The sequence below is a fragment of the Streptomyces sp. NPDC088733 genome (genome assembly GCF_044751185.1).
Lineage (GTDB): Bacteria > Actinomycetota > Actinomycetes > Streptomycetales > Streptomycetaceae > Actinacidiphila.
In genome coordinates, this window is record NZ_JBIVLH010000018.1 from 1 (window position 1) to 13,330 (window position 13,330).

At 70.9% G+C, this 13,330-nt stretch carries 12 protein-coding genes; 4 read left to right on the forward strand and 8 right to left on the reverse strand.

Annotation, left to right across the window (positions count from 1 at the left end):
- Nucleotides 1-88: 88 nt before the first annotated feature.
- On the reverse strand, nt 89-841 hold the full coding sequence (locus ACIP64_RS28375; RefSeq protein ID WP_401592108.1) for a YitT family protein: 753 nt from the start codon (nt 839-841) through the stop codon (nt 89-91).
- Between the two features lie 130 nt (nt 842-971).
- Between ACIP64_RS28375 and ACIP64_RS28380 the strand changes: the two genes are divergently transcribed.
- On the forward strand, nt 972-2,363 hold the full coding sequence (locus ACIP64_RS28380; protein ID WP_401592110.1) for a PLP-dependent aminotransferase family protein: 1,392 nt from the start codon (nt 972-974) through the stop codon (nt 2,361-2,363).
- Nucleotides 2,364-2,584: 221 nt separating this feature from the next.
- On the opposite strand, the gene ACIP64_RS28385 is transcribed toward ACIP64_RS28380, so the two are convergent.
- Nucleotides 2,585-3,982 carry an FAD-binding oxidoreductase gene (locus ACIP64_RS28385; protein ID WP_401592112.1) on the reverse strand — a complete coding sequence of 466 codons (1,398 nt, stop codon included), beginning with the start codon at nt 3,980-3,982 and terminating at the stop codon, nt 2,585-2,587.
- Nucleotides 3,983-4,441: 459 nt separating this feature from the next.
- On the opposite strand from ACIP64_RS28385, the gene ACIP64_RS28390 reads away from it, so the two are divergent.
- Together ACIP64_RS28390 and ACIP64_RS28395 are read left to right on the forward strand one after the other, a co-directional pair.
- The gene (locus ACIP64_RS28390) at nt 4,442-5,242 is read left to right on the forward strand and encodes a L,D-transpeptidase family protein (protein WP_401592114.1); all 801 of its coding nucleotides are present in this window, start codon (nt 4,442-4,444) and stop codon (nt 5,240-5,242) included.
- A 26-nt stretch (nt 5,243-5,268) separates the two neighbouring features.
- Nucleotides 5,269-6,495, forward strand: a complete 1,227-nt coding sequence (locus ACIP64_RS28395) for an Ig-like domain-containing protein (RefSeq protein ID WP_401592116.1) — start codon at nt 5,269-5,271, stop codon at nt 6,493-6,495.
- Nucleotides 6,496-6,725: 230 nt separating this feature from the next.
- On the opposite strand, the gene ACIP64_RS28400 is transcribed toward ACIP64_RS28395, so the two are convergent.
- Nucleotides 6,726-7,409 (reverse strand): nitroreductase, encoded by a 684-nt coding sequence (locus ACIP64_RS28400; RefSeq protein WP_401592118.1) that lies wholly within the window; start codon nt 7,407-7,409, stop codon nt 6,726-6,728.
- Nucleotides 7,410-7,570: 161 nt separating this feature from the next.
- On the opposite strand from ACIP64_RS28400, the gene ACIP64_RS28405 reads away from it, so the two are divergent.
- On the forward strand, nt 7,571-8,179 hold the full coding sequence (locus ACIP64_RS28405) for a TetR/AcrR family transcriptional regulator (RefSeq protein ID WP_401592120.1): 609 nt from the start codon (nt 7,571-7,573) through the stop codon (nt 8,177-8,179).
- Nucleotides 8,180-8,223: 44 nt separating this feature from the next.
- Here ACIP64_RS28405 and ACIP64_RS28410 read toward each other — a convergent pair whose 3' ends face one another.
- The 5 genes from ACIP64_RS28410 to ACIP64_RS28430 form a co-directional block, all read right to left on the reverse strand.
- Complete coding sequence (locus ACIP64_RS28410; RefSeq protein WP_401592304.1) at nt 8,224-8,913, reverse strand: sigma-70 family RNA polymerase sigma factor; 690 nt, start codon at nt 8,911-8,913, stop codon at nt 8,224-8,226.
- A 258-nt stretch (nt 8,914-9,171) separates the two neighbouring features.
- The gene (locus ACIP64_RS28415; RefSeq protein WP_401592121.1) at nt 9,172-10,416 is read right to left on the reverse strand and encodes an ABC transporter permease; all 1,245 of its coding nucleotides are present in this window, start codon (nt 10,414-10,416) and stop codon (nt 9,172-9,174) included.
- 147 nt (nt 10,417-10,563) lie between these two features.
- Nucleotides 10,564-11,571, reverse strand: a complete 1,008-nt coding sequence (locus ACIP64_RS28420; protein WP_401592122.1) for a YbhN family protein — start codon at nt 11,569-11,571, stop codon at nt 10,564-10,566.
- A 65-nt stretch (nt 11,572-11,636) separates the two neighbouring features.
- Nucleotides 11,637-12,215, reverse strand: a complete 579-nt coding sequence (locus ACIP64_RS28425) for a hypothetical protein (RefSeq protein WP_401592124.1) — start codon at nt 12,213-12,215, stop codon at nt 11,637-11,639.
- Nucleotides 12,216-12,344: 129 nt separating this feature from the next.
- Nucleotides 12,345-13,226 (reverse strand): patatin-like phospholipase family protein, encoded by an 882-nt coding sequence (locus ACIP64_RS28430; protein ID WP_401592126.1) that lies wholly within the window; start codon nt 13,224-13,226, stop codon nt 12,345-12,347.
- Between the last annotated feature and the right edge of the window lie 104 nt (nt 13,227-13,330).

Below are 13,330 nucleotides of genomic sequence, written 5' to 3' on the forward strand. Positions count from 1 at the left end.
GGTGCAGTCCTAGACAGCTCCACCACACCGGAGGTCTTCGCCGTGATCAAGACCCCGCAGATGTCAACAACGCTCGTGATCAATACAGCTAGGGCTTGCCTCGAACGATTCTGCCTGGTGGACAGAGTTCCGCCGAGGGGGAGTTCGCGCGGTCGCCGCTGCCCCGTGCCGAGTCGGGGCGGAAACGGCCGGTGCCATCGACTGGATGGTGTCCGTCGTCTGCGGCAACGGCGGGGAGACGAACCGCCACGCGCGGCAGGAAGTAGCCGACCAGGGGCCCCATGCACAGTGCGATGAGCACGGTTCCGACCCCGACGGTTCCGCCCAGAAGCCAGCCGGCGCCGGCGACGGTGACCTCGATGCCGGTGCGTACGGCCGCGATGTGCAGGCGGGTGCGCCGGACAAGTCCGGTCATGATGCCGTCGCGGGGGCCCGATCCGAATTGTGCGCCGAGGTAGAGCGCGTCGAAGAAGGCCAGTGCGACGAGGCCGACCATCAGGTATCCCATCTCGGCGAGTGTCCCCTGGGGGTGGGGGAGCACGGTGGCGGTGGCATCTGCGGCGAATCCCACGATGGCCACGTTGAGGAGCGTGCCGAGGCCGGGCAGCTCTCGCAGGGGAATCCATGCGAGGAGCACCAGCAGGGAGATCAGGTTGGTCGTCCAGCCGAACGAGATGCCCAGAACCTGGGCGGCGCCCTCCGTGAGCACGTTCCAGCTGGCCGCACCCAGCCCGGACTGGACGAGCGTCATCACGGCGACTCCGTATCCCACCAGGCCGACCAGAAGCTGAGGGATGCGACGCGCCTTTCGGCCAGCGCGAAGTTGGGCAAGTGCGTTCATATGGGTGGTGATGGGCTGGTCGTGACGCGACCGTGCGGGGGTGCGTGCAAGGGAAGCGGGAGGTGCCATTGGGTATGCCTGCGGCCCATCTGGACCTGGATTCCATAGCCAGATTGGTTAGGCTGGTCGGGTGAAAGTCTCTTCGCACGTGGTGGCAGGCATGCTGGGCCCCTGGCAGGAAGGTCCCGGGCCGACGCATCAGCGCCTGTCCGACCGGCTGCGGCTGCTGGTGCTGGACGGCCGTCTCCCCCTCGGGTCGGTCCTGCCCAGTGAGCGTGGCCTGGCCACTGCGCTGTCCACCAGCAGAACCACGGTCGGCACCGCGTACCGCACTCTGGTCGAGCACGGATACCTCGCCACACGGGCGCGCGCCAGGGCGGCGGTGCGGCTGCCTCATGACATGCCACCCGAGCGCCGCGCCGGCACGGACCCGGCGATCATCGACTTGTCCTTCGCCGCGCCCGCCGCGCCCGGCGAAATCCTGCACGCCGCCTTCGCGGCCGCTCTCGAGCAGTTGCCGCGGCACTTCGAGCGGAACGGCTACGACCGGAACGGCACCGCGGAGCTGCGCGAGGCGGTGGCCCACTGGTACGAACGGCGGGGACTGCCCACGGCGCCCGACCACATCCTGATCACCAACGGGGCGCAGCACGCGCTGGCCCTTCTTTCGCGAACGCTCCTGTCGCCACGGGACCAGGTGCTGATCGACCATCCGACCTACCCGCACGCGATCAGCACCTTCACCCAGGTGCGGGCTCGTCTCCTACCCGTCGCCGTGTCCGCTTCGGGCTGGGACACCGCGCAACTCCACGCGGCGGGCCGAAGCGCGAAGCTCGCCTATCTGATCCCCGACTTCCACAATCCGACAGGGCTGTGCATGCCCACGAGCGTCCGTCGGGGCCTCGGACTCGCGTGTCCCACGGTCATCGACGAAACCATGACCGACCTGGCCCTGGACGGCGCGAGCCCGGAGCCCTTTGCGCTCCACATGCCGACCGCCATCAGCATCGGCTCGGTCTCCAAGAGCATCTGGGGCGGCCTGCGCATCGGCTGGATCCGCGCAACTCCCTCTCTGCTGGAACGGGTTCAGCAGACTCGTCACGCCACGGATCTGGGCACCCCCCTCGTCGAGCAGCTCGCCACAGCCGTTCTCCTGAACGAGGGCAGGACCCGGCGGCCCGGCACGCTCGAGCAACTGCGGGCGCAACGCGACGCACTGCGCCAAGCGCTCACCGAGCACCTGCCCGGCCTCCATGCCCCGCGACCAACTGGCGGCCTGACGCTGTGGGCGACCTTCCCCCGGCCCATCAGCTCCCGGCTCGCCGCGATCGCCCCCGACTACGGAGTGAACATCGCGGCTGGACCGCGCTTCGGGATCGGAGGTGCCTTCGAACGCAACATCCGGCTGCCGTACGTGCTTCCACCGGACCGACTCACCCAGGCGATCCGCGGACTCGCACAGGCGGAACAGGCACTCACCCGAGGCGTCACCGGAGCTCACAGCCCCGCACCCGTCGCATGAGCGTCGACCGGTCGGGCGGTTTCGTCCATCCGAGCCCGTACTGCCGTCCCGCAGACGGAAGGGCGAAGGTCCGAGGACCGGTGTTCTGAAGCCGCACCGCTGCCCGGGCCGCGCATCGGGCCGGGCAGCGGCTCCTCGCGACCCGCGCGACGTCCCGGCGGAAGTCCTCGCGGCGCCGATACCTGCCCAGGTGCACGCACGCGCCGAGGCGGCCCCGGGCGTCAGCCGGCCGGGGTGATGTTGTGGTTGGTGCGGAAGGTGTTCCCGGGGTCGTACTCGGCCTTCAGCCGGCGCAGCCAGTGCAGCGTCGCCGCGTCGTAGGCCTGGGCCGGGCCGCCCTCCCCGGCGTCCGCGGGGGACAGGAAGCTCGGATGCTTGCCGGGCCTGAGCCAGGGGGCGAGGCGTTCGAGCACCTCCAGCCCGGCGTTCGAGTACGACTCCACCGGAAGGCCCGGAGGGACGACGGTCAGTGCGAACATCGCGAACTCGGTGTCCCTGGCCCCGACCGCGTTCCTCGTCCGGGGCGGGTTCGCGAAGGCGCCTCCCAGGTGACGGATGTCGACGATGTTGACCGAGGTGCCGCTGTCGATGCCGACGACGTCGAGCAGCGAATCGATCGTGGCCGGTTCGAAGTGCCGCAGCAGCGCGAAGTGCTCCACCGCGGCGGCGGGCTCCACGGGGTCGTTGCTGATCGAGGCGAAGTCCTCCGGGCCGATCTGGCCCACCGTGTCGGCGAGGACCGGGGCCGCGGCACGCAGCGGTGCGAGCAGGGCGTCGGCCGCGGCGGGGTCCCCGAGATAGGAGAGCCTGACCGAAACCGTCATGCCGTGCATGAATTCAGGAATGTTCGGCAAGGGGGGGAAATTGAAGATCGCGAGTGCGGAGGTGAGCTCGTCCGGAGCGTTTGCGGTGAGCTCCCGGTACGCTTCGAGAACCGCGTGGGCATCGGCGCCGGAGAAGAAGAGGGAGCCCGCGTGCAAACGCGTGACCGGGAACAGCGACATGGTCATGGAGGTCACGACGCCGAAATTGCTCTTTCCGCCCAGGAGGGCGCCGAAGAGCTCGGGCTCATGGCTGCCGGAAACCTGGTGGAGTTCGCCGTCCGCCGTGACGACGCCCATGGAGAGCACGTGGTCGCAGGCCCATCCGTGCATCCGGCCCAGGGTCAGGCTGGCGCCACCGCTCAGGGTGTAGCCGACGATGCCGACCCCCGGTGACGATCCGACCAGGGCCGCCAGACCGTACTCCGCCGCCGCCTCCGCCAGATCCCCGGAGAGGACTCCCGCCTCGACGCACGCGGTCCGAGCGGCGGCGTCGATCGCGATGCCGGACATCCGGGAGGTGTTGACGACCAGCGTGTCCTGACCGGCGGGCAGTGTGGGGCCGTGGCCCGTGCGCAGCACGGCCACGCCGAGGCCGGCCCGGCGTGCCATGAGGACGGCCTGCGCGACGTCCGCGGGACAGGTCGCGCCGACCACCACGGCGGGGTGGTGCGTGACCGAGAGATTGAAGACACTGATCTCCCTCTCGTACCCGGCGGAATCGGGCGTGAACACCGGACCCTCCATCGTGTCCGCGAATTCATCGAGCACGTCTTTCAGGTTGTTGTTCGTCTGCATTTTTTTCGTCGACCTTCGGGCGTGGCGAAATGTGTGCGGTGTCGCACATGGAGAACGCGGGAGATGAGTCGCGTCGATTCCCCCCGGGGGGTGCCTGCGACATCTCACGCCATACACCTACACCTCGTGCGGGCGCGGAGAAAGGGATACCTCGGTCCCGCGCGCCGAATCAGGTATTCGGCCGCATGGGGAACAGGTAGTTCTGCCTGTTGACGCGAGAGCCCGCCGCGGACCGTCCCACGCGTCCGGTGCGGACCCCGTCCGGGCAGGCAACCCGAACTGGAGTCCGGCCGGTTGAAGGGGTGTGCAACCGCCTCCGCGGCCCAGGACCGCCCCCACGACGTGGGCGGCGACGCCGGACATGCCGCACCGCTCCCGGACCCCTGCGGGTCCTTCGGGCCTGCGAGCCCCGCCACGGGGCCATGTCCCCGTGCCCTCCTCCCCAGAAAGCCCGCACCGATGCGCTTCCACCGGCCCTACATATCCACGACCGCCGCGGTCATCGTCTCCTCGCTGGGAGTCGCCGCGTACCAGCACGTACCCGAGAAGCTCCCCGCCCCTGCCCCAGGGACGGCATCGGCCGTCCAGGACGCCGCCGGTCCCGCGGTCCAGCAGCAGCCGGCGGCCGCCACCGCTGAGCCGCGGACCTCGGTGCCGCCGCCACCGCAGTACCCCGCCCGGCTGCCGGGGCTCGGGCCCCGGACCCTGGCGCGCATCCCGGCCGGAGCCCGGCAGGTCGTCCTGGTCACGGGAACGGGCAAGAAGTCGGCGGTCTCCCGGGTCGTGCTCTACCAGCGCGTCGACGGCGGCTGGCGTCCCGGCGAGGTGTGGGCCGCGCACAACGGCTACCGGGGCTGGACCGACGAGCACTACGCGGGCGACCTGCACAGCCCCATCGGGGTGTTCGGCCTCACCGACGCCGGCGGACGGCTGGCCGACCCCGGCACCAAGCTGCCGTACCACCGCTCGGGCGCCTTCAGCATCAGCGGTGCCGGGATCGAGGGCGAACCGCTCGCGGGCGCCTTCGACTACGTCATCGCCATCAACTACAACCGGCAGCCCGGCACGTCGCCGATGGACGGCACCCAGCCCATGGGCGCGAACCGCGGCGGCGGCATATGGATCCACGTCGACCACGGCGGCCCCACCCACGCCTGCGTCAGCCTCTCCAAGGCCCACATGCGGCAGTTGCTGCGGGCCCTCGACCCCGCAGACCACCCCGTCGTCGTCATGGGCGACGCGGCCTCTCTCGCCCGATGACCATTCCGCGGTCCACAGGAGCAAGCGTGTCCTCCCTTCCCCGTCTCACCGTGATCGCCCTCGCCGTCGCCGGCGCGTCGGTCCTCACCGCCTGCGCGGGTTCGCACACCGGCGACGCGCCCACCGCGCAAGGGGCGGCGCCCTCCCGCGCCTCCTCGACCGTGCCGCGCGCCGCCACCGCCTTCCGCCTCACCACGGGCGCCGCAGACGGCGAACGCCACGCGTCCGTCGGCGGCGCGGGCGATGTCGAGGTCTCCGGAGGGCGGATCTCGTCCGTCACCCTCACCACGGCCGACGGCCGGCCGGTGCGGGGCACCGTGGCCGGCGACCACCGCAGCTGGTCCCCGGAAGGCACCCTGGCGTACGCCACCTCCTACCGCATGGAGGTCGAGGCCTCCGACGACGCGGGTCGGTCGCAGACCCGCCGGCTGTCCTTCACCACACTCGCCAAGGACGACCGCCTGATCGGCACCTTCACCCCCGAGGACGGCTCGACCGTCGGCGTCGGCATGCCCGTGTCGCTGACCTTCAACAAGCCGGTCACCGACAAGAAGGCCGTGGAACGCGGCATACGTGTCACCAGCGACAGCGGCCAGGAGGTCGTGGGCCATTGGTTCGGCGACCAGCGACTGGACCTGCGGCCGGAGACGTACTGGAAGGCGCACGCCCACGTCACGCTGAGCCTGCGCCTGGACGGGGTGAAGGGTGCCGCGGACGCGTACGGAACCCAGGACAAGACGGTCCGCTTCACGGTCGGCCGCAGCCAGGTCTCGACGGTCGACGCCGCCGCCCACACCATGCGCGTCGTCCGCGACGGCCGCACGGTCCGTACGATCCCGATCACCTCCGGCGCGCCGGGCAGCACCACCTACAACGGGCAGATGGTGATCTCGCAGAAGCTCATCTCCACCCGCATGGACGGCGCCACTGTGGGATACGCCGGCCAGTACGACATCCCCGACGTCCCGCACGCGATGCGCCTCTCCACGTCCGGCACCTTCGTCCACGGCAACTACTGGGCACCGGACTCCGTCTTCGGGCACTCCAACGTGAGCCACGGCTGCGTGGGCCTCAACGACGTCCGCGGCGGCGGCGACCCGGGGCAGAACGCGGCGTGGTTCTACGACCACTCCCTGATCGGCGACGTGGTCGTCGTCGAGCACTCCCACGACCACACCGTCGCCCCCGACAACGGCCTCAACGGCTGGAACATGTCCTGGCAGCAATGGAAGGCGGGCTCCGCCCTCACATAGGGCTCCGCCGTCACGTGGGGCTACGCCGTCACCGACCGCCCGCGACACGTCCCGGGCGGTCGGCGGACTGTGCCGTCCCGGCTTCACAGGCGGTGAGCGTCAGGGATCGGTCGGCCCACCACTCGAGTGACGCGGGGCCTTCCCAACTGTCCGTGGCCCCAATGTGGGACGACGAAGGCGACGAAGCGATCCGCCCGACAGGGCCGTTCCGGGTCAGCAGCGTGGGGACCTCACGCTGAGGGGCCGCGGTGGTCGTCGACGAAGGTGACCGTCTCGTGGAGCGGCGCGCGGCCCGTACGGGTGCAGTCCACCGTGCCGTCCTCGAAGCCGATCGACATGCCGCAGAAGAGGATGAGGTCCTGCGGCGGTGAAAGGGTCTCCGCGACGGTCGTGCGGTACTTCGCCCATGCCATCTGCGTGCAGCTGTGCAGCCCCTCGGCGCGGAGCAGCAGCATGACGGTCTGCAGATACATGCCGAGGTCGGACCACTGGGCCAGGCCCAGGTCACGGTCGATGTAGCAGAACAGGGCGGCGGGTGCGCCGAAGAAGTCCCAGTTCGCCGCGGCGGCCCTCTGGCGGGCTTCGAGGTCCCCGCGGGCGATGCCCAGCGCGCCGTAGCGCTGCTCGCCGAACGCGGACCGGCGTTCGCGGTAGGGGGACTTCAGGGCGGGCGGATACTGCTCGTACTCCGGTTCGTCCCAGGCGCCGCCCGCGTCCACCCGCTCACCGGCGCGCTTCCTCAGCTCGGCCAGCGGGCCGCCGGTGACCACGTAGATGTGCCACGGCTGCAGGTTCGATGCGGAGGGCGCCCATGCCGCGGCGGACATCACGCGCTCCAGCACCTCCCTCTGGACGCAGCGGTCGGTGAATCCGCGTACCGCGCGCCGGGTCGTGACCGCTTCGTAGACGTCCACAGTCGCCCACCTCCCGTATGAGTGGTGTTCTGCCCTGTTGACAGCTCAAGCGCGCGAAATGTGACGAGGGGCGGTATCTCAGGGCGCTCGCCCAGGGTGTTTCGGCAGTTCAGCGCGGTAAGTCAACACGAAGATTCGTTTTTTTCGCTTAGGATGGATCCATGCCCAAGGTCACGCAGGAGTACATGGACGCCCGCCGTAAGCAGATCCTGGAGGCGGCCCGCCGCTGTTTCCTGCGCGACGGATTCCACTCGACATCCATGCAGGACCTGTTCGCGGAATCGGGCCTGTCGGCGGGCGCGGTCTATCGGCATTTCGCCAGCAAGGACGAGATGATCACGGCGATCGTCGAGGAGAACATACGCGACGTCCTCGCCATGGTCCACCGTGCCGCCGAGAAGCGTCCCAGTCATTCCGTCGGTGACCTGATGGCGGACATCCTGGATATCGTGAAGGCCAAGACGGCCGAGCAGAACATCGCCGGCCTGTCGGTGCTGGTGTGGTCGGAAGCCCTCCGGAACCCCTCGCTGGCCAGGCAGTTCGACGACCTGATGGCGCAGATGCGGTCGGCCGTCACGGGCGTGATCCGCGAGCACCAGCGGAGCGGCGGCATGCCGGTCGAGGCGTCCGCCGACGGGATCGCCGCCGCACTGATGTGCATCCTGCCCGGCTACATCCTGCAGTTGGCCATGGGCGACGCCAAGAGCATGGAGGAAGTTCCCGGCGCGTTGCGGGCGCTGTGGCCGGACTCGGCGGCGTCCGCCGACTGAGCGTCGGTGGACCGGGCAGTGGCTCGGGCGGGCCGGCGGTGCCGCTACGCCACGCGGTGGGAGCCCAGGGACGGGAACTCCGGGGCGCGGAGGGGGCCGCCGTCGGAGTGCGGGGCGGCGTCCTCGGTGAGTACCCGCTCCAGCACGGCCACGTCCCCCGTCCGGGCGGCCACCAGGAAAGCCGTCAGGAAACGCTGATGGACCTCCGCGGTCACGCGGGTTCTTTTCCTCGCGGCCAGGCGTTTGCGGGCCCGGCTGACCAGCTGGCGGGTATTGACCTCCGAATGCCCGATGAGATCGGCTATTTGCCCGTACGGATAGTCGAAGGCCTCCCGGAGCACATAAGCGGCTCGTTCCACCGGCGTCAGCCGTTCGAGGAGTACGAGCACGGCGACGGCGAGGGTCTCCCCGCTGACGAAGCCCACCTCGGGGTCGCTCAGGGTGTCGACAGGCTCCGGCAGTGACATGCCGACGTAGCTCTCACGCCGGACTCTCGCGGACTGCAGCACGTTGATGGCGAGTCTGGTCACCGTCGTGGTGAGGAAGGCCTCCGGGTTCTCGACCCGGGACCGGTCGCAGGTCTGCCAGCGGATCCAGGCTTCCTGGAGGACGTCCTCGGCTTCACTGACGTTGCACAGCATCCGGTACGCGATACCGAACATCATGCCGCGGGCGTGGAGGAACACGGCCTCTGTCTCGGGGCGGTCCGAGGTGTCCAGCGCAGGCCTGTCCATCGTGGGCACGGTGTTTTTCCTTGCTTTGCTTGCTTTGGTGCTGCGGCCGGCTCGCTGACGGCCCGAGTGGGTGACGGGGCCCGTGTTCTGACGGGCCGACGAGGATCGCGCGTGGTCCGCATGAGCCGGCCGCGGCGGCGGACGCGCGGCGCTGCCCCTCGCTTCGGGAGGGCGACGAGGGGCAGGGGGGAGCCCCCTGCGCCGCCTCGTCGGTCACCGCCGCCACGACCCCCGCAGGGCCGGCCGCCGTGGCCTGCGTCAGTCGTGGAGCGCGTGACGTGCGTGGTGCGCGTGACGGTCCTGAGGCACCCCCGACGGGGAGGCGGCGGCCGCTCCGGCCGTCGCTGCCACAAGGGCGCCCGCGGGTTCGTCCGCGGCGTGCGCGTCGGACTCGTGGGACTCGTGGGAGTCCTCCTCGACGGTGTCGCCGAGGACGGTGAGGGTCCGGCGGGCGAAGACGACGGACGTCAGGCCGAGCACGCACCACAGGACGAGAACGGCGATGTGGCTTCCGGAGGCGTTGCCGTCGAAGTAGGCGGTGCTGCGCATGAGATTGGCGCCGGCGCCCGGGGGCAGCCACTGGCCGATGTCGTCGACCGCCTTCGGGAGCAGTTCCGGCGCGGACGTGCTGCCGGAGAACGGGTTGCCCACGAAGACCATCAGCACGGCGCTGGCCCCGAGCCCCGGGTGCCCGAGGAGCCTGATCAGGCCGGCGCTGGTCGCGCTGATCGCCAGCAGGGTGAGGGACAGGGAGGCATAGGTGGCCAGGTGGTTGTGCGGCAGCGCGCCCAGGATGCCCTGGGCGACCAGGTAGGCCGCCAGGCCGCCCACGGCGCACACGGCGATCAGGTCGATGACCCGGCGCCACCCCGGCAGGTGCAGAGTCGACAGTGTGATCAGCGCAGCGATGAGGATGCCGCAGATGGTGAGCGGGAGAAGTGCCGCGGTGAAGACCACTCCCCGGGGGTCCTCCGCGGAGGTCGGCACGACGTCCACGGTCTTCACGGTGACCTTGGCCGGCGCCTTGGCGACGTCCTTGCGGCCGTTGGGCCTGTGCGACGCGTCGTGGACGTCGGGGACGAACGGCTTTTGCGGCAACTTGACCGCGTGCGCGGCCAGTTGCTGTCCGGATGTCCTGAGGAGCTGGGCCACGGACGTACTCGCCGCCGTGGCTTCCAGAACGGTGACCCTGCCGGGAGCGATGACGAAGGCGCCGTAGACCTCCCGGTTCATGATGGCGGACCGTGCCGACGTCTGGTCGGGGTAGAGGTGGAAGTCGAAGCCGCCGGGGACGTTGCGGGTCATGCCCTCGACCGCGCTCTGACTGGCCGCGCTCGTGCCCACGATTCCCACGGGCAGGTCCCGCGGGGCGATGCGCGATGCGGGCCAGGCGTATGCCAGCGCGGCAAGTGAGATCACCAGTGGCAACCCCACGATCATGAGGACGACCCGGCGCCAGGCCAGGACCCTCGCCAGCGGGTTCTTCACGGTCACGCCTCTCATAAGACGAATGATCATTTTATTTAGTAGCAGTCTGGTGCGTTTGCCGAAAATCGTCAAGACGAACATTCGTTTTCTTTCGGAGTATACCCACGACCCTGGACGCGGCCGACACGGGGCCGAGGTCGCAGCCGACCCCGGCGTCGCAGGTCAGTGAGTGGTCACGGCGGGCGTGCCGTGGGGATCTCCGGTGCTGACCAGGGGGGCCGGCTCCGGCGCCGTGCGCACGGCGCGCGCTGCCCGGCCCGGGCGCTGGCGGAACAGCAGGACCCATCCGGCGACGCTGACCAGCCCGGGGGTGATCAGCCGGTAGAGGAGATCGGCGGCGGTGGCGGGGATGGTGGAGACCCCGCCGTGGTGCAGGGTGAGCACCAGGGCCGCGTCGAGGGTGCCGAGGCCTGCGGGCAGCAGGGGCATGGCCGACGCGGCCGTCATCGCCGCGACATAGGCGAGTACCACCGTGGCGAGCGTGGGCGACGCCCCGACGGCATGGCACACGGCGAGCAGGCACACGAGGTCCGCGGACCAGTTGCCCAGGGCCAGGCCGAGTCCCCGCGCCCAGAAGCGGGCCGACGGGTCCATGGCGGCCAGCTCGTCGAGCAGCCCCTCGGCCGACTGGGGCTCCGCGCCGCTGCGGCGCAGCCGGTGCCACAGGCGGAGAAGGGCGCCCACGGGACGGCGCAGCACGGCGGGGTGGTGGACCAGCGCGAGCGCCGCGCAGGCGAGGGCGACGGTCGCGAGGACATGGACCGCGACCGGGAGAAGCTGTGAACCGTCCCCCGCCACGGTGTGTCCGACCCCGGCGAGGACGGCGAGGGCGATCGTGCTCAGGACGCCGGTGGCCGCGTGGACGAAGCCGATCTGCGGTGCGCTGGCGCCCCAGGCGCGCATGCGGCGGGTCCGGTAGGTGAGCGAGATCAGGTTCCCGCCGGGCAGGCTCGCGCTCAGGGCGTTCCCGGCGAACACCGTGGCGGCGGCCGAACCGATGGTGACCCGCAGTCCGCCGGTGCCGAGCGCGAACCGCTGAAGGCGGGCGAACGCCATCATGGAAACCGCCTCGGCGGCGAGCGCCGGCAGCAGCCATCGCAGGTGGGCGTGGGTCAGCTGTCCCGCCGCCTGGCGCGCGTAGGGGGCGACGCACACCAGCTCGGTTCCCACCACGCCCACCACGGCGCAAGCGGTCAGTACCGTACGCCGGCGCGAACGCGAGGCCGTACGCTCGCTCATCGCGCCGCGGGCCAGGCGGGCAGCAGGCGGACGGGACCTTCGAGATGCATGCGGCACCGCGTGTGCGCGGGCAGGGCCAGGCCCCACAGGCCCGCGTAGAAGTGCACGTCGACGCCGAGGCGACCGGCGAGATCGAGCCGGACCAGGGGGGCGGTGTCGGTGACGCCGTTGAGGGTGAGCAGGGCGATGAGCGGCTGGTGGGTGCCGCTTCCGCCCAGGGTGCTGGGTACCAGTCGCAACTCTCCCGCTGAACCGGCGAGTTGACGTCCCAGATCGGTCCGCTTCCACCAGGAGCGCCGCGAGGGGCCGGCTTCGTCGGCGTCGGACACCCGGAACCGGACCAGACCTCCCACCGGGCCCCGGACGGCGTCGCGGACGAGGAAGGCCTCGTCCACGCGCAGCGGCAGGTACGAGGACACATGACCGCGACGGCGGCTGCGCAGCCAGCTCCCGGTGCCGCGATGGTCACCGCTGACGCCGCTGCCGTCCGCGCCCTTCGGTGGCTTGGGCTCGACGGCCGAGCGGTCGGTGCCGTCGTTCGGGGACGGGGACGGGGGCGGAGAGGCATCGATCACGGGGTTACCTGAGGGCGTGGAGGGGGACGGGGTGGCCCGGAGAACGACCGGCGTCCGGCCGTCCGGGGTTGGTACGCGCGGCCCGGGGCCGCTGAGGGCACGGGACGCCCCGTGCGCGACGGGGCGGCTTCACGCCATGGCCGCGGGCTGCCGGGCGAGCCAGTCCCGGGTGAGTGAGTAACCGGCCCGGATCAGGCGCGGTGTGTCCCGGAAGTCGACGAGGCCGACGACCTCGGTGGTGGCCGCGGGCAGCCGGAGGACCGACCCGTGGACGGCGGCCAGGTCCCGTCTCTCACGCTCCACCAGGATCTGGCCCACCGCCCGGTAGGCGGCCATCAGTGCCGCGTGGGCGTGATGGCCGCTCTGCTCGGTGACGGCGCAGGGCAGCACGTAGATGGTGGTCGCGCCGAGCGCTTCCGCCTGGAGCACCGGCGTGTCCGCCGACACGCCGCCGTCGATGAGGCGGCGCTCCCCGACGCGCACCGGCGGGTACAGCCCCGGGAAGGCCGACGAGGCGAGCAGCGCCGGAACGGCGTCGCCCCGGGACAGGACGACGGCGGCTCCCGTGTCGATGTCGGTCGTCACGATGTGCACGGGCACGGCGGCGTCCTCGAGGCGCGCCACGCCCATCCCGTCCCGCAGCGTGCGCCGCAGCGCCGCGCTCGAGACCGCCGCCTCACCCCGGCCCAGGGCGGCCCTGATCAGGGTCCGCGGCGATATCGGTGCGACGTTCCGGCGCTTGAGGCCCAGCCACAGGGCTTCGAGCCTGTCGAGGCCCTCGATGCTCGGGTCGGCCGCGAAAGCGGCGCCGTTGAGCGCACCGGCCGAGGATCCCACGACGAGATCGGGAGTGATGCCCGCCTGGGTGAGTGCCCGCAGCGCCCCGACCTGTGCGGCGCACAGACTGCCGCCGCCCTGCAGCACGAACGCCACGGTGCCGGCCGGCGTTCCGTCGTCCCGCGGGACCTGACACGGGATCATGCCCGATCCGCCGGTGTGCACGGCAGCCATGGCACTGCGCCTCCTCCCCTTCCGGGAACGGTCATTCCAGGTGAGCGCTGCCCATCCTGCGCCTCCGGTGAAGGACGAGTCAAGACGAATATTCGTTTTTCTTT

What these genes read in the sequence shown, in the direction of transcription:
- ACIP64_RS28405 (WP_401592120.1), top strand. Translation starts at nt 7,571, where the DNA reads ATGCCCAAGGTCACGCAGGAGTACATGGACGCCCGCCGTAAGCAGATC.
- ACIP64_RS28375 (WP_401592108.1), bottom strand. Translation starts at nt 841, where the DNA reads ATGAACGCACTTGCCCAACTTCGCGCTGGCCGAAAGGCGCGTCGCATC.
- ACIP64_RS28410 (WP_401592304.1), bottom strand. Translation starts at nt 8,913, where the DNA reads ATGGACAGGCCTGCGCTGGACACCTCGGACCGCCCCGAGACAGAGGCC.
- ACIP64_RS28385 (WP_401592112.1), bottom strand. Translation starts at nt 3,982, where the DNA reads ATGCAGACGAACAACAACCTGAAAGACGTGCTCGATGAATTCGCGGAC.
- ACIP64_RS28415 (WP_401592121.1), bottom strand. Translation starts at nt 10,416, where the DNA reads ATGAGAGGCGTGACCGTGAAGAACCCGCTGGCGAGGGTCCTGGCCTGG.
- ACIP64_RS28430 (WP_401592126.1), bottom strand. Translation starts at nt 13,226, where the DNA reads ATGGCTGCCGTGCACACCGGCGGATCGGGCATGATCCCGTGTCAGGTC.
- ACIP64_RS28390 (WP_401592114.1), top strand. Translation starts at nt 4,442, where the DNA reads ATGCGCTTCCACCGGCCCTACATATCCACGACCGCCGCGGTCATCGTC.